Source organism: Streptomyces sp. NPDC101160 (assembly GCF_044768205.1).
Taxonomy (GTDB): domain Bacteria; phylum Actinomycetota; class Actinomycetes; order Streptomycetales; family Streptomycetaceae; genus Streptomyces.
Map to the genome: position 1 here is coordinate 594,462 of NZ_JBIWPJ010000006.1, position 18,408 is coordinate 612,869.

The window sequence follows — 18,408 nt, forward strand, 5'->3', positions numbered from 1 at the left end:
CCGTGTCCGCGCCACCCGTGCCCCCGCGCCCCCGCGGCGGAATCGGTTTGATTCGGTCTGAGCTTAATCATTGGAGGGCGGTGTGGGCAGGGGAGCACGCTCCCGGCATGCCCAGCTCCTTCAGAGACCTCCCCGCCGTCGTGTGGACGATCTTCGCCGGCACGGTCGTCAACCGCCTCGGCTTCCTCGTCACGCCCTTCCTCGTCTTCTTCCTCGCCTCCCGCGGGGTGACCGGCACCGACACCACCCTCGTCCTCGGTGCGCTCGGCGCCGGCAACCTCCTCGGCCCCGCCGTCGGCGGCGTCCTCGCCGACCGCCTCGGCCGCCGCCCCACCATGCTCATCGGCCTCGTCGGCTCGGCGACGGCGCAGGGCGCGCTGTTCGTGGCCCCCGGCCTCTGGCCGATGGCCGCCGCCGCGCTTCTGGTCAGCGCCACCGGAATGGTCGTCTCCCCGGCCGCGTACGCCCTGATGGCCGACGCCGTCGACGCCGAACGCCGGCAGCGCGCGTACGCCCTCTTCGGCTGGGGCGTGAACCTCGGTACGGCGGTCGCCGGCGTCCTCGGCGGACTGCTCGCCGCGCAGGGCTACTGGCTGCTGTTCACGGTCGACGCGGGAACGATGCTGCTGTACGCGCTCGTGGTCGTGACCCGCGTGAGCGAGCCGGCGCGTCCTCCACGGCCTGTGGACGACGCGGCGGGCGCGGGGGCCGGCGCCGGCATCGGCTACGGCGTCGTGTTCCGCGACCGCCTCGCCCTCGTCCTGCTGCCGCTCTTCGGCGTCCAGCTCTTCGTCTACTCCCTCACCGAGGTCGCCCTGCCGCTCGCCGTCCACGACAGCGGCCTGCCGCCCGCGGCGTACGGCGCGATGGCGGCCGTCAACGCCGTCCTCGTCGTCGCCCTCCAGCCCTTCACCACCGCCCGCCTGGCCCGGCTTCCCCAACTCCCGGTCCAGGCCGCGGGCAGCACCCTCGTCGCGGTCGGGGTCGCCCTGACCGGCCTGGCCGACGGCATCGTCGGCTTCACGGTCTCGGTCGTCGTCTGGTCCCTCGGCGAGGTCGTCGTCTCCGGCATCGCCGCCACGATCGTCTCCAACCTCGCCCCGGCCCACGCCCGCGGCCGCTACCAGGGCGCCTTCAGCTGGACCTGGGGCGTGGCCCGCTTCGCCGCGCTCACCCTCGGCGTCACCGTCTACACGACCCTCGGCCCCGCCGCCCTCTGGTGGTCGGCCCTGCTCGCCGGCCTCGGCGCGGCGGCGGGAACGCTGACCCTCGCGGGCCGGCTGTCCGGAAAGCGCGCCGCGGACCGCGAGGCCGGCCCGGCGCGGGAGAGCGCAGGCGCATATGCGCCCCGGACCGCGCTCGACCTCGAATCGGCTGACGAGCGCTGAGGGCATCTGGGCGCATCCTGGGCGCCGGATCCGGGATCCCGGATCCAACCTCCTGGATCCAACCTCCTGGATCCCGCCTCCCGGATCCTGGATCCAACGTCCTGGATCCCGCATCCAACCTCCCGGATCCAACCTCCCGGATCCCGGATCCCGGATCCCGGATCCCGGATCTTGGATCTTGGATCCAGGGCACTGGATCCCGGATCCCGGCTCGCGTGTCGCGCGAATTACGCCCCCGGGCCCGTACGGGCTCCTAGGCTCGACGCGTGACCGAGAACGAGATCAAGATCAAGGCGATCGCCGCACTGACGGCCCTGCGCGGCGGAGTCGACGAGAGCCTGGTCTCGGACCTGCTGGGCGAGGTGATCCCGGGGCAGTTCGCGGTGCCGGCCGAGGCCAGCGCCGAGGAGATCGGGTTCTCGGTCCTGGCCCAGCTCTCCGACCCGCTGAGCGCGCTCGTCAACGGCTTCATCACGGCCTTCGACGCCCTGGCGGACGCGCACGACGCCTCGGGCGCGGAGCCGGACACCGAGCACATCCTGCAGGACCTGGCGCTCCGGCTGGCCAGCGACAACTTCGACGACTGACCCGCCTCCACACGCGCTGCGCACCTATCTGTCCACGCCGCCCACCCGCCCCACCCCGCGCACCACCGGGCGCACCCCTCCACCCGGCTGCGGTGCACGCACCGCATCGGGTGAAGGCGCGCGGAGGCGAGGTGTCGCTGACGCGTACGTGCCCAGGCGCGCCCGCATGGTGAGCGCGTCGGCCGGAGCCGTTCCGGCCCGGTGAGAGGAACGCGTATGCACGTCCCCACCCTCCGAAGACCACTGGCCAGACCGCTCGCCAGACCGCTCGCCGCTGTCATGGGCGTGGTCGCCGCCCTCGTGCTGTCCGCGCTGACCCCCGCGTACGCCGACGGCAGGGACGGCGGACCGGACGCCGCGCGGGACATCCGTACGGGCGCGCCGGGCACCGCACTGACCTGGGGCGCCAACGATTTCGGTCAGCTCGGCGACGGCAACAGCGTCCTCGCGAGCAGCGTGCCCGGGCGGGTCTGCGGAAACGCGCCCTGCACCGTGCCGCTGGACAAGGTCGTGAAGGTCGCGGCCGGGGGCGGGCACAGCATCGCGCTCCTGGAGGACGGTTCCGTCATCGGCTGGGGCCGCAACGCCGCCGCCCAACTCGGCGACGGCACCACCACCGACCGGAGCACCCCGGTGCGCGTCTGCGCGGTCGGCGAGACCGCGCCGTGCACGAGGTTTCTCACGGGCGCCGTCTCCGTCGCGGCCGGCGTGTTCCACAGTCTTGCGCTGCTCGCCGACGGAACCGTCGTCGCCTGGGGCAACAACGACAACGGCCAGGTCGGCATCGCGTCGGCCGCCGTGACGCAGCAGCTCACGCCCGCCCTGGTCTGCGACGTGAACGAGGTCACGCCGTGCACCCGAGGCCTGTCCGACGTCACCACCATCGCCGCCGGCTACCAGCACAGCATCGCGGCGCGCTCCGACGGCTCGGTGGTGACCTGGGGCGACAACAGCGACGGTCAGCTCGGCGACGGCTCCACCACCGACCGCTTCTCCCCGGTGCAGCTCAATCTGTACCAGGTGGCCTCCGTGGCGGCCGGCGCATCCCACACCATCGTTTCCCGCACCGACGGCACCGTCTACACCTGGGGCTTCGGCAGCGCGCTGGGCATCGGCCAGTTCGGCCAGAGCACCACCCCGGTGCAGGTGTGCGACGTCGGGCAGACCGCGCCGTGCTCCGCGTTCCTGACGGGTGTGAAGTCCGTGGCGGCCGGAGGCGTGCACAGTGTGGCCCTGCGGACCGACGGCACCGTCGTCTCGTGGGGTACGAACACCTCCGGCCAGCTCGGCGACGGAACCACGACGACCCGGAACGCTCCCGTACGGGTCTGCGCGCCGGGCGGCTGCGCCACACACCTCACCGGAGTCACCGCCGTGGCCGCCGCCGTCTCGGACTCGCACACCCTCGCGCTGCGCTCCGACGGCTCCGTACGGGCCTGGGGACGCAACGATTTCGGTCAGCTCGGCGACGGCACCACGACCGACCGCCTCACGCCGATCCGGGTCTGCGCGCTCGGCCAGACCGCGCCCTGCGGCCGCCTGCTCGAAGGCGTCACCTCGATCGGCGCCGGAGACCGCCACAGCATCGCGATCACCCGCCCGCTCGCCGACCTCGCCACCTCGATCACCGCGAGCCCGGAGCCGGTCGCCAACGGCGGCACTCTCACCTATTCGGTACGGGTCCACAACTACGGCCCGACCTCCGCGGACGACGTCGTCCTCACCGACCACCTCCCCGCCAACGCCCGCTACGCGAGCGCCAGCCCCTCGGTCGGCTACTGCGACACCCCGCCGACCGGTACGACGGACACGGTGACCTGCCACTTCGGCACCCTGGGCCGGGGCGCGGCGGCGACCGTCACGATCTCCGTGAAGGTACGCGCGAGTGCCGGCGGCACCGTCACGAACGAGGTCTCCGCCACCAGCGACACCGCCGACCCGAGGCCGGGCAACAACGCGGCGACCATCACCACGCCGGTCGCCTGACGCCGTCGGCGGACGCCAGGAAACGGAAAAGCCAGAGGGCCGGGCCGCTTTCGCGGTCCGGCCCTCTGGGCTGGCGGAGGATACGAGATTCGAACTCGTGAGGGGTTGCCCCCAACACGCTTTCCAAGCGTGCGCCCTAGGCCTCTAGGCGAATCCTCCGTGGAGAACATTACATGACTGGGAAGGGTGCTCGCGCACGTGATCAACAGGGGGTGGGAGGGGAGTGAGAGGGCGGCACGAGAGGGGGGCCGGATCGGGTACTCTGGGCGGAGCCCCTCACGTGGCGCTATCTGACTGAACTCCCCCAGGGCCGGAAGGCAGCAAGGGTAGGTCGGCTCTGGCGGGTGCGTGGGGGGCGCTTGCGTTCCCGGGGGCGCGCACGCGGGCCGCTCCGGCCGCGTCTGTCCGTCGTTCCCGGGTTGTCGGTGGGCGCCTATAACCTCGTATACGTGTCGTCTCTCGCGCTGTACCGCCGCTACCGCCCCGAGTCCTTCGCCGAGGTCATCGGGCAGGAGCATGTCACCGACCCGCTGCAGCAGGCGCTGCGGAACAACCGGGTCAATCACGCGTACCTGTTCAGCGGGCCGCGCGGCTGCGGCAAGACGACCAGCGCGAGGATCCTCGCGCGGTGTCTGAACTGTGAGAAGGGTCCCACCCCGACGCCGTGCGGCGAGTGCCAGTCCTGCCGCGACCTGGCCCGGAACGGGCCGGGGTCGATCGACGTCATCGAGATCGACGCCGCCTCCCACGGTGGTGTGGACGACGCCCGTGACCTGCGCGAGAAGGCGTTCTTCGGGCCCGCGTCGAGCCGCTACAAGATCTACATCATCGACGAGGCGCACATGGTCACCTCGGCGGGCTTCAACGCCCTGCTGAAGGTGGTCGAGGAGCCGCCGGAGCACCTCAAGTTCATCTTCGCGACGACGGAGCCCGAGAAGGTCATCGGGACCATCCGCTCGCGCACCCACCACTACCCCTTCCGGCTCGTGCCGCCGGGCACGCTGCGGGAGTACCTGGGCGAGGTCTGCGGCCGCGAGGGCATCCCGGTCGAGGACGGGGTCCTTCCGCTGGTCGTGCGCGCGGGCGCCGGCTCCGTGCGTGACTCGATGTCGGTGATGGACCAGCTGCTGGCCGGCGCCGCCGACGACGGTGTGACGTATGCCATGGCGACGTCCCTGCTCGGCTACACGGACGGCTCGCTGCTCGACTCGGTCGTGGACGCGTTCGCGGCCGCCGACGGCGCCGCGGCCTTCGAGGTCGTGGACCGGGTGATCGAGGGCGGCAACGACCCGCGCCGCTTCGTCGCGGACCTGCTTGAGCGGCTGCGCGACCTGGTGATCCTCGCCGCGGTGCCGGACGCCGCCGAGAAGGGGCTCATCGACGCGCCGGCCGACGTCATCGAGCGCATGCAGGCGCAGGCGTCGGTGTTCGGCGCGGCCGAGCTCAGCCGCGCCGCCGACCTCGTGAACGCCGGGCTCACCGAGATGCGCGGCGCCACCTCGCCGCGCCTCCAGCTGGAGCTGATCTGCGCGCGCGTGCTGCTGCCCGCCGCCTTCGACGACGAGCGTTCGCTGCAGGCGCGCCTCGACCGGCTCGAGCGCGGGGCCGCGGCCGCGCCGCCCGCCGCCGTCTTCACGACCACCTCGCCGGCTCCGCAGATGGGGTACGTGCCGCCGGCGGAGGCCCACGTCCCGCCGCCCGCTCCCATGCAGCCGGCTCCTGTCCCGCCGGCGCCCGCGCCCGCCCCGGCACCGGCCCAGGCCCAGGCCCCGGCTCCCGCGTCCGCCCCGCCGCCCCAGGCCGCCGCGCCCCAGCCCGGTGCCTGGCCCGGCGCCGCCCGGCCCGGCAGCGGTGCGCCCGGCGCCTGGCCGGGAGCCGCGGCCCCCGCGGCGCCCGCGCCCGTCCCGCAGGCCCAGGCCCCGGCGCCCGCGCCCCAGCAGCCCGCCGCCGCCTCCGGCGACATGGCCGCCGGTGCCGCCCAGGTGCGGAACATGTGGCCGCAGATCCTGGAGGCGGTCAAGAACCGCCGCCGCTTCACCTGGATCCTGCTCTCGCAGAACGCGCAGGTCGCGGGCTTCGACGGCACCACCCTCCAGCTCGGCTTCCTCAACGCGGGCGCCCGGGACAACTTCGCGAGCAGCGGCAGCGAGGACGTCCTGAAGGCGGCCCTGGCCGAGCAGTTCAACGTGCACTGGAAGTTCGAGGCGATCGTCGACCCCTCGGGCGGCGCCAACCCGCCCCCGGCCGCCGGGGGCTTCGGTGGCGGTGGCGGTGGTGGCGGCTTCGGCGGCGGCCGCCCGTCCGCCCCCGCCCCGGCGCGTACGCCCGCCCCGGCGCCCGCGCCCGTACAGGCCCCGCCCGCGCAGTACGCCCCGGCCCCGCAGGCCCCGGCGCCCGCGCCCGCCCCGGCTCCGGCCCCCGCGCCGGCGCCCGTGCAGGCCCCGCCCCCGGTCGCGCCCGAGGACGACGTGCCGGAGGAGGACGATCCGGACCTCGTGGACTCGGCGCTGTCCGGTCACGAGCTGATCGTGCGCGAGCTCGGGGCGACGGTCCTGGAGGAATACACGAACGAGTAGCCGCGTCTCGCTCGGTGGCCCGCACAAGGGTCACCGAGCCCCGCGGGCTACCCTGGCTGGCGTGAAGGTCCTCGTCATCGGCGGCGGCGCCCGCGAACACGCCCTGTGCCGCTCCCTCTCCCTCGATCCCGACGTCACCGCTCTGCACTGCGCGCCCGGCAACGCCGGAATCGCCGAGGTCGCCGAGCTCCACCCGGTCGACCAGCTCGACGGCGCCGCCGTCGCCGCGCTCGCCACCGAGCTCGGCGCCGACCTGGTCGTCGTCGGCCCGGAGGCCCCGCTGGTCGCCGGTGTCGCCGACGCCGTGCGCGCCGCCGGCATCCCGGTCTTCGGCCCGTCGCAGGCGGCGGCGCAGCTGGAGGGCTCCAAGGCGTTCGCCAAGGACGTCATGGCCGGCGCCAACGTGCCGACCGCCCGCAGCTACGTCTGCACCACCCCGGAGGAGATCGACGAGGCGCTGGACGCCTTCGGTGCCCCGTACGTGGTCAAGGACGACGGTCTCGCGGCCGGCAAGGGCGTCGTCGTGACCGACGACCTCGCCACCGCCCGCGAGCACGCGCTCTCGTGTGAGCGCGTGGTCATCGAGGAGTTCCTGGACGGCCCCGAGGTCTCCCTCTTCGCGATCACCGACGGCATCACCGTCCTCCCGCTCCGGCCCGCGCAGGACTTCAAGCGCGCGCTCGACGGCGACGAGGGCCCGAACACCGGCGGCATGGGCGCCTACTCGCCGCTGCCGTGGGCCGACGCCGGCCTGGTCGACGAGGTCCTCGCGACCGTGCTGCAGCCCACCGTGGACGAGCTGCGGCGCCGCGGCACCCCGTTCTCCGGCCTTCTCTACGCGGGTCTGGCGATCACCAGCCGCGGTGTGCGGGTCATCGAGTTCAACGCCCGCTTCGGCGACCCGGAGACCCAGGTCGTCCTGGCGCGCCTCAAGACCCCGCTGGCCGGCGTGCTGCTGAACGCCGCCAACGGCACCCTCGCCGACCAGGAGCCGCTCCGCTGGAGCGACGACGCCGCCGTCACCGTGGTGGTGGCCTCCCACAACTACCCGGGCACCCCGCGCACCGGCGACCCGATCGAGGGCCTGGCCGAGGTCGCGGAGAAGGACGCGCCGCACGCGTACGTCCTGCACGCCGGTACGAAGCGGGACGGCGACAGCATCGTGAGCGCGGGCGGCCGGGTGCTCTCGGTCACCGCCACCGGTTCGGACCTGACCGAGGCCCGCGAGCGCGCCTACGCGGCGGTCGGGCGTATCCGCCTTGACGGTTCCCAGCACCGTACGGACATCGCCGAGAAGGCCGCCCGGGGCTGACGCCCGGCCCCTTCCCGGCCTGCTTCCCGGCCCCCTCGCAGTGCCCAAGGGCGCGGCGGCGCAGTCAACCGCACCGCCGCGCCTTCGTCATCACCTTTGCCCAAAGCCATTCCATCGAGTGACGGCTCGGCCATACGGATGACGCCCGCCGAAGCCCCAACTAGGGTGCGGCGAAGGCGATCCGGCGTTGCCCGGCCGTTTCTCCGGCACTTGGCCCACCGACATTGCGTTGTCGGTGGCGGGTGCCACAGTGGGTGGAGTGAGCAACACCGCCACGGGCCACATGGGCCGTCCCGACGAGGGCAGGAGGGGGTGATGTACGGCGTGACCAGCACCGGTTCAGTGCCCGGCGACGAGCTGGGCGCGCGCGCCGCGCGGGTCCGGGCCCTCGCCGTGCTGCGGGTCCGCGGCAGGGCTCTCGGCCTCGCGGTGTTCCCCGCCGCCGTGGCCGTCGTCCTGTACGCGGGCGGGGTGACCGGCCACTTCACCGGCAGCGGCTGGGACGCCGCGCGCGGGGTGGTGACCGCCCTCGCCGTGGTCGTCCTGCTCGTGGCCGCGGCCGTCGCGCTCGTCGTGGCGCGCGCCAGGCCGGCCCTGACGCCGACGGTGGAGCTGGCCGAGAGCTCGGCCCCCGACCTCTACCGCCTCGTGCGCGACCTCGCCGACCGGCTCGGCGTGCCCGCGCCCTCCGCGATAGCCCTGACGCCGGACTGCGACAGCTGGCTGGAGGACCGCTCGCACCGGGCCCACGGCCTGCACCGCACCGGCGACGCGCCCGTCCTCGTCATCGGCTCGCCCTTCCTGTGGTGGATGCGCGTCGGCGAGCTGCGCGCCGTCCTCGCCCCCGTCGTGGCCGGCACGGGCCCGGCCGCGCACCCCGACATAGCGGCCGCCCGGCGCTTCGTCCGCGGCCTGGACGCGGCGGTGGCCGTGCCCCGGAGCCCCGGCATCGACCCGGTCCGCAGGTTCGGCGCGCAGGGCGTCGGCCGGATAGCCCGGGTGCTGCTGCAGAGCTGCCGGGGCCACGCCGCCGAGATGGAGCGCGGTGTCGCCGCGGCCGGCTCGGAGCGCGCCCAGGCCGTCGACTACGGGGTGCGGATCGTCGCCCAGGAGCAGGTCGGCCTCGCCTACGCGGGCTGGGACCGCCTGCTCACCCGGGTCGCGCTGCCCGCCTGGCGGATGGGCCGCTGGCCCGCCCACCTGGACGCCGGTGTGGTCTCCGCGCTCACCGAGCTGTCCCGCCGCGACCGGCTCGCCGAGGGCTTCACGTCCCGGCTCGGCGAGCGCCCCGCCTGCGACCTCCTGGAGGAGCCCGGCGCGGTCGACGAGGCCACCTCGCTGCTCGCCGCCCGCCTCTTCCACGGGGCCCCGGCGGAGCCCGGCCCGGACTGGGCGCGGGTGGAGTGGAGCGCGTACGCGGAGGAGGTCGTCGACCGGAAGTGGCGCGCCGACGCGGCCCGCCTCCACCACGTCCTGGACCGCCTCGGCGCGGCCGCCGCGGACGCGGAGCCGGAGCCCCGGCCCAAGCGCGCGGCCGACCACGACCCCGCCGCCGACGGCCCCACCATCTCGCGGATCATCGCGCACCTGGCCGCGCCGCAGACCGCCGCCGCCGACTCCCTCGCCGCCGCGCTCACCGCGCAGAGCGCCCGCGAGGAGGCGCGGCGGCCGGCCGCGCCGGCAGCCGAGGGGCCGGACGGGACGGCGCCGCTCTTCCCGCTGCAGGCGCCCCGGAGCGGCCGGGACCTGCTGGCCGACCACGTGGCGGCGATGGTGTGCTGCGCCGCCGTGGACACGACGGAGGCGGCGCCGGGGCTCGACTGGCTGGACGGGCCCGCGCTGTTCGTGGGCGGCGCGCGGTGCACGGACCTGACCGCGCCGGTCCTCGCGCTGGTCGAGGACGGGGACCCGGAGCCGCTGCGGGCCTGGCTGGCCCGGACCGGAGTCCGCCCCGAGAAGCCCGTCCGCCTGATCTGAGAGCCGGGACGACGGCATCTCCAGCCGGAGGGCCGTCTTCCACCTTCGTCAATTCACGACGAAGGGTGACGGAGTGCGTGCGTTATGTGATGTGCTGGAGACCGGCACTGACAGAGGCAGTATCCAGCGGCACTGACCAGCCGACCATCCGACCAACCGACCAGACGGGCAGACGGAAGAGTCACCGCCGGGGGGAGTCGAGGGAGGGGCGCACCATGGGGGCGGAGCAGATCAGGCGATGGGAGTCGGGCGCGCTCGCCCACGCGGTCTCGGACCCGTTCGGCCAGGGCCCGCTGCCCTGGCTGCGCGGTTCGGACAACTACTTCGACGACACCGGCAAGGTGGTCCCCTGGTACGCGGACGAGACCCTGGCGCGCGGCGGCGCCGGCGGCCCGCGTACGGCTGACGACGTGCACGGCCAGATCAAGGGCTTCGTGTCCGGCGCGGCCGTGGCGCCGGGCGAGGCGATCGACTTCCACATCACCGTGGACCCGCCCCAGCAGTTCTCGGTCGACATCTACCGGATCGGGCACTACGGCGGCGACGGCGCCGCCAAGATCACCACCAGTCCCCGGCTCTCCGGCATCGTCCAGCCGGCCCCGCTGACCGCCGACCGGACCGTCTCCTGCCACCACTGGTGGCAGTCCTGGCGGCTGCAGGTCCCGTCGTACTGGTCGATCGGCGCGTACGTCGCCGTGCTCACGACCGTCGGCGGCTACCGCTCCCACATCCCCTTCACGGTCCGCGACAGCCACCCGGCCGACCTGCTCCTCGTCCTGCCGGACGTGACCTGGCAGGCGTACAACCTCTATCCGGAGGACGGCCACACCGGCGCAAGCCTCTACCACGCCTGGGACGAGGAGGGCCGGCTGCTCGGCGAGGAGGAGGCGGCGGTCACCGTCTCCTTCGACCGCCCGTACGCGGGCGCGGGCCTGCCGCTGCACGTGGGCCACGCCTACGACTTCATCCGCTGGGCCGAGCGGTACGGCTACGACCTCGCGTACGCGGAGACCCGCGACCTGCACGCGGGCCGCGTCGACCCGAGCCGCTACCGGGGCCTGGTCTTCCCGGGCCACGACGAGTACTGGTCGGTGCCCATGCGCCGGACCGTCGAGCTCGCCCGCGACCAGGGCACCTCGCTCGTGTTCCTGTCCGCCAACACCATGTACTGGCAGGTGGAGCTCGGGCCGTCGCCGTCCGGTGCGCCGGACCGGCTGCTCACCTGCCGCAAGCGCCGCGGCCCGGGCCGCCCGGCGCTCTGGCGGGAGGTCGACCGGCCGGAGCAGCAGCTGCTCGGCATCCAGTACGCGGGCCGGGTGCCCGAACCGCACCCGATGGTCGTACGGAACGCGGAGCACTGGCTGTGGGAGGCCACCGGGGCGGGCGAGGGCGACGAGATCCCCGGCCTGGTCGCCGGCGAGGCCGACCGCTACTTCCCGCGCACCGCTCTCCCGGAGCACCAGGGCCGTATCCTGCTGGCCCACTCGCCCTACCGGGACGGCGAGGGCGCCCTGCGCCACCAGGAGACCAGCCTCTACCGCGCCCCGTCGGGGGCCTGGGTCTTCGCCTCGGGCACCTTCGCCTGGTCGCCGGCGCTGGACCGGCCGGGCCATGTGGACGTCCGCGTCCAGCGCGCCACCGCGAACCTGCTGGACCGCATCTGTAAGAGGGAGTGAGCGCGGGCTCACACGGCCCGGCGGCCGGGTCCGTCCGCATGTGCGAGAGAATCGGACACGCTCCTGGATCAACCTACGCGGAGGAACCGTGTCCGGATTCGTAGAAAAGCCCGAACCCGTCCAGGTACCGGGCCTGACCCATCTCCACACGGGCAAGGTCCGCGACCTGTACCGCGACGAGGCGGGCGACCTCGTCATGGTGGCGAGTGACCGCATGTCCGCGTACGACTGGGTGCTGCCGACCGAGATCCCCGACAAGGGCCGGGTGCTCACCCAGCTCTCCCTGTGGTGGTTCGACAAGCTCTCCGACCTGGTCCCCAACCACGTCCTGTCGACCGAGCTGCCCGCCGGTGCCCCCGCCGACTGGGCCGGCCGCACGCTGGTCTGCAAGTCGCTCAACATGGTCCCGGTCGAGTGCGTGGCCCGTGGCTACCTCACCGGCTCCGGCCTGCTCGAGTACAACGAGTCCCGCACGGTCTGCGGCCTCGCCCTGCCCGAGGGCCTGACCGACGGCTCCGAGCTGCCCGCGCCCATCTTCACCCCGGCGACCAAGGCCGCCGTCGGCGACCACGACGAGAACGTGTCGTACGAGGAGGTCGCCCGCCAGGTCGGCGCCGAGACGGCCGCGATGCTGCGCCAGGCGACCCTCGCCGTCTACTCCCGGGCCCGTGACATCGCCCGTGAGCGCGGGATCATCCTGGCCGACACGAAGTTCGAGTTCGGCTTCGAGAGCACCCCGGAGGGCGAGCGCCTGGTCATCGCCGACGAGGTCCTCACGCCGGACTCCTCGCGCTTCTGGCCGGCCGCCGAGTGGCAGCCGGGCCGCGCCCAGCCGTCGTACGACAAGCAGATCGTGCGGAACTGGCTGACCTCGCCGGCCTCCGGCTGGGACCGCAAGAGCGAGCAGCCGCCGCCGGCGCTGCCGCAGGAGGTCGTGGAGAAGACCCGCGCCAAGTACGTCGAGGCGTACGAGCTGCTGACCGGGAACACCTGGTCCTGATGTCCCGGACGGCTCCCGACAGGGGGCCGTACAGGGAGCCGTGGCAGGGAACGAGAAAGCCCCCGGTCGATTCGACCGGGGGCTTCTTCATGGAGCGGACGACGAGATTCGAACTCGCGACCCTCACCTTGGCAAGGTGATGCTCTACCAACTGAGCCACGTCCGCGTGCGCCGTAGCGCGCTGCTAACTATACACAGTTTCCGAGGTGCCCCGGACGCGGTTTTCCGGGCCGCCCGTGAATGTGACTGCCGACACGTGGCTGCGCGAACTGCACCCTTGCGCGACGTGCGACCACACGACAAAGGCCCCAGTCTTTCGACTGGGGCCTTTGCTCCCTGAGCGGACGACGAGATTCGAACTCGCGACCCTCACCTTGGCAAGGTGATGCTCTACCAACTGAGCCACGTCCGCATTGCTCCCGACCGGCTCTCACCGGGCGGTGCGTGCACCACTGTACCTGATCCACCGGAGTGGTTGGTAACCGTGATGCAGAGAGCGGGTGACAGGGATTGCACACTGCGGCTTCCCTCTGGAAGAGGGCTGTTCTACTACTGAACTACACCCGCACGCTCTGCTGGGGGACTTGGCTTTCCGGCCTCGCCCCTCGGCGTGATCCACACTCTAGGGATCTTCGGGGGCGGAACGCAAATCCGGGTCCGGCGGAGCCGGCGCCCCGGTCAGCTCGCGGCCTGGAAGGCCTCGTAGATGCGCTTGGGGATGCGGCCGCGGGCCGGCACGTCCAGCTTGTTCGACTGCGCCCAGGCGCGGACCGCGGCGGGGTCGGGGGCGAGCGCGGTGTGCGTGTAGTCGGCCCTGGCGGGCTTCGCGCCCCGGCCCGGCTTCGCGTTGATCTTGCGGCCCGCGGTCAGGTAGGGGGCGAGAGCCTTGCGCAGTTTCTCTGCATTGGCGGGATTCAGGTCGATCTCGTACATCTTCCCGTCGAGGCCGAACGCGACCGTTTCCGCCGCCTCTCCGCCGTCGATGTCGTCGAAGAGAGTGACCACCACACGCTGTGCCACGGATATCGGTCCTTTCCTGCGGATCGCCGTGTCCCGTCTGCGAGTTCACCGCTCTGACGTGCGGTGAAGGCGTGCGGTGACGCCGATGCGACGGCTCTCCCGGGGCAATACCGTTGTTCCCCCGAGTGTCTCTGCATTCCCTTTGTACAGCCGCGGGCATCGCATTGTGAAGCCCAGCCAATTGTTTCCGCGTGTCACGCCCGGCAGGTGATATTCCGCATGAATTCACCGGCCGGGCGTTTGAGGGCGCTTTGTAGGATCCTTCAGACCTCTACCCGCGTAGAATTTGGAGGCAGGTACGCTGATGGAACCGCCCACGCAACACACCACCGGGAGTGCCAGTGGCACGCGTCGTAGTCGACGTCATGCTCAAGCCGGAGATCCTCGACCCGCAGGGACAGGCGGTGCAGCGTGCACTGCCCCGCCTCGGTTTCGACGGGATCGCCGACGTCCGCCAGGGAAAGCGCTTCGAGCTGGAGGTGGAGGGACCGGTCGACGAGGCCGCCCTCGCCCGCATCCATGAGATGGCCGAAACCTTCCTTGCCAACACCGTGATCGAGGACTTCACCGTGAAGGTGGAGTCGTGACCGCACGCATCGGCGTCGTCACGTTCCCCGGAACGCTGGACGATCAGGACGCGCTGCGCGCCGCCCGCCTCGCGGGCGCCGAGCCCGTCTCGCTGTGGCACCGCGACAAGGACCTCAAGCAGGTCGACGCCGTGGTCCTCGCCGGCGGCTTCTCCTACGGCGACTACCTGCGGGCCGGAGCCATCTCCCGCTTCTCGCCGGTGATGGAGACGATCATCGAGCAGGCGAAGGCGGGCATGCCCGTCCTCGGCATCTGCAACGGCTTCCAGATCCTCACCGAAGCCCACCTGCTGCCGGGCGCCATGCTGCGCAACAACCACCTCCACTTCATCTGCCGCGACCAGAAGCTGCGGGTGGAGAACGCGGAGACCGCCTGGACCTCGGACTACACCGTGGGCCAGGAGATCGAGGTCCCGCTCAAGAACATGGACGGCCGGTACGTCGCCGACGAGCGCACGCTCGACGAGCTGGAGGCCGAGGGGCGGGTGGCCTTCCGCTACCTGGACGTGAACCCCAACGGCTCGCTGCGCGACATCGCGGGCATCACCAACGCCGCGGGCAACGTCGTCGGCCTCATGCCGCACCCCGAGCACGCCGTGGAGCCGCTGATCGGCACCGGCAAGACCGACGGGCTCGGATTCTTCACCTCGATCCTCAAGAAGCTGGTCAACGCCTGATGACTCTGGACACGGTCAAGCACGCGACCGAGACGCCCGACGTCGAGCAGCCCTGGAAGGAACTCGGCCTCAAGCAGGACGAGTACGAGCGCATCCGCGAGATCCTGGGCCGCCGCCCCACCGGCGCCGAGCTCGCCATGTACTCCGTCATGTGGTCCGAGCACTGCTCCTACAAGAGCAGCAAGGTCCACCTGAAGCAGTTCGGCGAGAAGACCCCCGAGAACGACGCCATGCTCGTCGGCATCGGCGAGAACGCGGGCGTCGTCGACGTCGGCCAGGGCTACGCGGTCACCTTCAAGGTCGAGTCGCACAACCACCCCAGCTACATCGAGCCCTACCAGGGCGCGGCCACCGGCGTCGGCGGCATCGTCCGCGACATCCTCGCCATGGGTGCCCGCCCGGTCGCCGTGGTCGACCCGCTGCGCTTCGGCGCCGCCGACCACCCCGACACCAAGCGCGTGCTGCCCGGAGTCGTCGCCGGCATCGGCGGCTACGGCAACTGCCTCGGCCTGCCGAACATCGGCGGCGAGGTCGTCTTCGACTCCTGCTACCAGGGCAACCCGCTCGTCAACGCCGGCTGCATCGGCGTGATGAAGCACGAGGACATCCACCTCGCCAAGGCCTCCGGCCCCGGCAACAAGGTCATCCTCTACGGCGCCCGCACCGGTGGCGACGGCATCGGCGGCGTCTCGGTCCTCGCGTCCGAGACCTTCGACGACACCAAGCCCACCAAGCGCCCCGCGGTCCAGGTCGGCGACCCGTTCCAGGAGAAGCTCCTCATCGAGTGCACCCTGGAGATCTTCAAGGAGAAGCTGGTCGCGGGCATCCAGGACCTCGGCGGCGCCGGTCTGTCCTGCGCCACCTCCGAGCTGGCCTCCGCCGGCACCGGCGGCATGCGGGTCGACCTGGAGAAGGTGCACCTGCGCGACGCGACGCTCTCGCCCGAGGAGATCCTCATGAGCGAGTCGCAGGAGCGCATGTGCGCGATCGTCGAGCCGCAGCACGTCGACCGCTTCCTGGAGATCTGCGAGAAGTGGGACGTCATCGCGGTCGTCATCGGTGAGGTGACGGACGGCGAGCGCCTGGAGATCTTCTGGCACGGCGAGCAGATCGTCGACGTCCCGCCGCGCACGGTGGCGCACGAGGGCCCGGTCTACCACCGGCCGTACGCGCGCCCCGAGTGGCAGGACGCCCTGCAGGCCGACGACGCCGGCAAGCTGGCCCGTCCGCAGGACGGCGCCGAGCTGAAGGACCAGGTCCTCAAGCTGGTCGGCTCGCCGAACCAGGCCTCCAAGTCCTGGATCACCGACCAGTACGACCGCTTCGTGCAGGGCAACACCGTGCTCGCCCAGCCCGAGGACGCCGGCATGGTCCGCATCGACGAGGAGACCAACCTCGGCGTGGCCATGGCGACCGACGGCAACGGCCGGTACGCCAAGCTCGACCCGTACACCGGTGCCCAGCTCGCGCTGGCGGAGGCGTACCGCAACGTCGCCGCCTCGGGCGCCAAGCCGCTGGCGATCTCGGACTGCCTGAACTTCGGTTCGCCCGAGGACCCGGCCGTGATGTGGCAGTTCGCCGAGGCCACCCGTGGTCTCGCGGACGGCTGCCTCGCCCTCGGCACCCCGGTCACCGGCGGCAACGTGTCGCTGTACAACCAGACCGGTGACGTGGCCATCCACCCGACGCCCGTCGTGGCCGTCCTCGGTGTGATCGACGACGTCAACCGCCGCACCCCGATCGCCTTCGCGGAAGAGGGCCAGCTCCTCTACCTGCTCGGCGACACCAAGGAGGAGTTCGGCGGCTCGGCCTGGTCCGAGGTGATCCACCAGCACCTCGGCGGCATGCCGCCGGCCGTGGACCTCGACCGGGAGAAGCTGCTCGGCGAGATCCTGATCTCGGCCTCCCGCGACGGCATGATCGACGCGGCCCACGACCTGTCCGACGGCGGTCTGGTCCAGGCGGTCGTCGAGTCCTGCCTGCGCGGCGGCAACGGCGCGCGCCTGGTCGTGCCCGAGGGCCTGGACGCCTTCACCTTCCTCTTCAGCGAGTCGGCCGGCCGTGCGGTCGTGTCCGTCCCGCGCAGCGAGGAGCTCCGCTTCACCGACATGTGCGGTGCGCGGGGTCTGCCGGCGACCCGGATCGGTGTCGTCGACGGTGACGCCGTGGACGTGCAGGGCGAGTTCAGCGTCTCCCTGGAGGAGCTGCGCGCCGCGCACGAGGCACCGATCCCGGGCCTGCTGGCCTGATCGGTCCCCGTATCCGTACGGAGTGGAGCCCCCGTCCCGGCAAGGGCGGGGGCTCCGCCGTGTCCGTCAGCCGTCCAGCGAGTAGAAGGTGTCGAGTTCGGTGATGTCCTCGACGCACTGGTCGACGTCGGAGACCTTGTCCCCGATGATCGTGAAGAACATGGCGCCGCGCATCTCGATGCCACGGTCGCCGTGCTCGGCGAACCACTTGTGGGTCGAGATCACATGGCCGCGCCCGTCGGGGTAGACGCCCTGCAGCTCGACCCGCATGGTGCCGCCGGTGTACTCGAACATCTCGCCGAACATGGCCAGCACGTTGTCCCGGCCCTTGAAGTGGCCGCCGAACCGGGTCGTGCCGGGTGCGTGGTGGGTGCAGTCGCTCGTCATGGTGGCCGCCAGCGCCTCCATGTCACCCTTGCTGAACGCTTCGTAGCCCCGCCGCACCAGGGCGGCATGGGGGTGCTCGTGATGGGTCATGGTCCCGTCGCCTGCTTCCGCTGCGATTGGCTCCCTGCGATTGGCTCCCTTCCCACCCAGTCTCGGGGCTAGCCTCGGGCCATGCCACCCGCCAAGAAGCGCGCCGCCCGCACCCGCAGCTACGACCCCGCCAAGACCCGTGCCGCCGTGTCCGCCCAGTTCGGGCACGTACGGGACGCGGTGCTCGCGCTTCCGCCGACCGCCCTTGACGGGCCGACCCGGCTCGGTGACTGGACGGTGCGCGACCTGGCGGGGCACATCGCGTGGATGGTCGACTCGGTGCCCGCGCTGCTCGCCCGGCCCGCGCCCGCGAAGCAGGAACTGGCGCTGCTCGACTGGCCCTTCGCGACGGCCGCGGCCGCCGAGCGGATCGACGAGCACACCCGTGGCCTCGACACGGCCGAACTGGGCGCGCTGTACGAGCGGACGCGGGAGGCGTACGACACGGCGCTCGCCGACGCCGCCGACGCCCGGCTGCTCCCGGTGAGCCTCGGCGCGATGACGCTCGCCGACTTCCTGGTGACGCGCACCGTCGAACTCGTCGTCCACACCGACGACCTGAGCGCCGCGACCGGCGTCACCATCCCGTACGACCGGCAGGCGCTCGCCGCCTGCACCCGGCTGCTGGCCGACGCGCTCGCCGTGCGGGCGCCCGGCGGCGCGGTGGAGGTGCGCGTCCCGCCCTTCGCGGTGGTGCAGTGCGTCGAGGGCCCCCGGCACACCCGCGGCACCCCGCCCAACGTCGTCGAGACCGACCCGCTGACCTGGATCCGCCTCGCGACCGGCCGGGCCGGCTGGGCGGCGGAGCTGGACGCGGCCCGGGTGAGCGCGAGCGGGGAGCGGGCGGACCTGTCGGGGCTGCTGCCGCTGATGGGCTGAGCCGGAACCGGCTCGTA

Annotated in this window: 14 protein-coding genes, 4 tRNA genes and 1 other RNA gene; 13 read left to right on the forward strand and 6 right to left on the reverse strand. The window is 72.6% G+C overall.

The features are described 5' to 3' along the window. The first annotated feature begins 107 nt into the window (after window positions 1-107). The 3 genes from ACIRSU_RS22230 to ACIRSU_RS22240 all read left to right on the forward strand — a co-directional run bounded on the left by ACIRSU_RS22230 (window position 108) and on the right by ACIRSU_RS22240 (window position 3,961). The gene (locus ACIRSU_RS22230; RefSeq protein ID WP_403794730.1) at window positions 108-1,388 is read left to right on the forward strand and encodes an MFS transporter; all 1,281 of its coding nucleotides are present in this window, start codon (window positions 108-110) and stop codon (window positions 1,386-1,388) included. Between the two features lie 266 nt (window positions 1,389-1,654). Further along, the gene (locus tag ACIRSU_RS22235; RefSeq protein WP_403794733.1) at window positions 1,655-1,975 is read left to right on the forward strand and encodes a hypothetical protein; all 321 of its coding nucleotides are present in this window, start codon (window positions 1,655-1,657) and stop codon (window positions 1,973-1,975) included. Window positions 1,976-2,191: 216 nt separating this feature from the next. Then, on the forward strand, window positions 2,192-3,961 hold the full coding sequence (locus tag ACIRSU_RS22240; RefSeq protein WP_403794736.1) for a hypothetical protein: 1,770 nt from the start codon (window positions 2,192-2,194) through the stop codon (window positions 3,959-3,961). A gap of 71 nt (window positions 3,962-4,032) precedes the next feature. Here the strand turns inward: ACIRSU_RS22240 and ACIRSU_RS22245 are convergent. Continuing rightward, a tRNA-Ser gene (locus tag ACIRSU_RS22245) sits at window positions 4,033-4,120 on the reverse strand. 108 nt (window positions 4,121-4,228) lie between these two features. On the opposite strand from ACIRSU_RS22245, the gene ffs reads away from it, so the two are divergent. From ffs to ACIRSU_RS22275, 6 genes are all read left to right on the forward strand, one after another. Beyond that, window positions 4,229-4,327: signal recognition particle sRNA small type (gene ffs / locus ACIRSU_RS22250), an RNA gene on the forward strand. Between the two features lie 83 nt (window positions 4,328-4,410). After that, window positions 4,411-6,537: a DNA polymerase III subunit gamma and tau gene (locus ACIRSU_RS22255; protein ID WP_403794739.1), complete on the forward strand. Its 2,127-nt coding sequence runs from the start codon at window positions 4,411-4,413 to the stop codon at window positions 6,535-6,537. A 61-nt stretch (window positions 6,538-6,598) separates the two neighbouring features. Beyond that, window positions 6,599-7,849, forward strand: a complete 1,251-nt coding sequence (gene purD / locus ACIRSU_RS22260; RefSeq protein WP_403794742.1) for a phosphoribosylamine--glycine ligase — start codon at window positions 6,599-6,601, stop codon at window positions 7,847-7,849. A gap of 315 nt (window positions 7,850-8,164) precedes the next feature. Continuing rightward, on the forward strand, window positions 8,165-9,826 hold the full coding sequence (locus ACIRSU_RS22265; protein WP_403794744.1) for a hypothetical protein: 1,662 nt from the start codon (window positions 8,165-8,167) through the stop codon (window positions 9,824-9,826). A gap of 215 nt (window positions 9,827-10,041) precedes the next feature. Further along, window positions 10,042-11,502: a N,N-dimethylformamidase beta subunit family domain-containing protein gene (locus ACIRSU_RS22270; protein WP_403794747.1), complete on the forward strand. Its 1,461-nt coding sequence runs from the start codon at window positions 10,042-10,044 to the stop codon at window positions 11,500-11,502. 88 nt (window positions 11,503-11,590) lie between these two features. Then, complete coding sequence (locus tag ACIRSU_RS22275) at window positions 11,591-12,502, forward strand: phosphoribosylaminoimidazolesuccinocarboxamide synthase (protein WP_403794749.1); 912 nt, start codon at window positions 11,591-11,593, stop codon at window positions 12,500-12,502. A gap of 90 nt (window positions 12,503-12,592) precedes the next feature. Here ACIRSU_RS22275 and ACIRSU_RS22280 read toward each other — a convergent pair. From ACIRSU_RS22280 to ACIRSU_RS22295, 4 genes are all read right to left on the reverse strand, one after another. Beyond that, window positions 12,593-12,668 (reverse strand) — tRNA-Gly (locus ACIRSU_RS22280). Window positions 12,669-12,841: 173 nt separating this feature from the next. Continuing rightward, window positions 12,842-12,914, reverse strand: a tRNA-Gly gene (locus ACIRSU_RS22285). Window positions 12,915-12,997: 83 nt separating this feature from the next. Next, window positions 12,998-13,069: transfer RNA gene (locus tag ACIRSU_RS22290), tRNA-Gly, on the reverse strand. Between the two features lie 111 nt (window positions 13,070-13,180). Continuing rightward, window positions 13,181-13,522 carry an Lsr2 family protein gene (locus tag ACIRSU_RS22295; protein ID WP_403794752.1) on the reverse strand — a complete coding sequence of 114 codons (342 nt, stop codon included), beginning with the start codon at window positions 13,520-13,522 and terminating at the stop codon, window positions 13,181-13,183. Between the two features lie 341 nt (window positions 13,523-13,863). On the opposite strand from ACIRSU_RS22295, the gene purS reads away from it, so the two are divergent. From purS to purL, 3 genes are read left to right on the forward strand one after another with little or no spacing between them, the layout of a single operon-like run. Beyond that, window positions 13,864-14,109 carry a phosphoribosylformylglycinamidine synthase subunit PurS gene (gene purS / locus ACIRSU_RS22300; RefSeq protein WP_137994413.1) on the forward strand — a complete coding sequence of 82 codons (246 nt, stop codon included), beginning with the start codon at window positions 13,864-13,866 and terminating at the stop codon, window positions 14,107-14,109. Beyond that, window positions 14,106-14,786 carry a phosphoribosylformylglycinamidine synthase subunit PurQ gene (purQ, locus tag ACIRSU_RS22305; RefSeq protein ID WP_403794755.1) on the forward strand — a complete coding sequence of 227 codons (681 nt, stop codon included), beginning with the start codon at window positions 14,106-14,108 and terminating at the stop codon, window positions 14,784-14,786. Before purS ends, purQ begins: the two co-directional genes overlap by 4 nt. Continuing rightward, the gene (gene purL, locus ACIRSU_RS22310) at window positions 14,786-17,035 is read left to right on the forward strand and encodes a phosphoribosylformylglycinamidine synthase subunit PurL (protein ID WP_403794758.1); all 2,250 of its coding nucleotides are present in this window, start codon (window positions 14,786-14,788) and stop codon (window positions 17,033-17,035) included. Before purQ ends, purL begins: the two co-directional genes overlap by 1 nt. 66 nt (window positions 17,036-17,101) lie before the next feature. Here purL and ACIRSU_RS22315 read toward each other — a convergent pair whose 3' ends face one another. Beyond that, window positions 17,102-17,512, reverse strand: a complete 411-nt coding sequence (locus ACIRSU_RS22315) for a nuclear transport factor 2 family protein (protein ID WP_403794761.1) — start codon at window positions 17,510-17,512, stop codon at window positions 17,102-17,104. 81 nt (window positions 17,513-17,593) lie between these two features. On the opposite strand from ACIRSU_RS22315, the gene ACIRSU_RS22320 reads away from it, so the two are divergent. Next, on the forward strand, window positions 17,594-18,391 hold the full coding sequence (locus tag ACIRSU_RS22320; RefSeq protein WP_403794764.1) for a sterol carrier family protein: 798 nt from the start codon (window positions 17,594-17,596) through the stop codon (window positions 18,389-18,391). The last annotated feature ends 17 nt before the right edge of the window (window positions 18,392-18,408 follow it).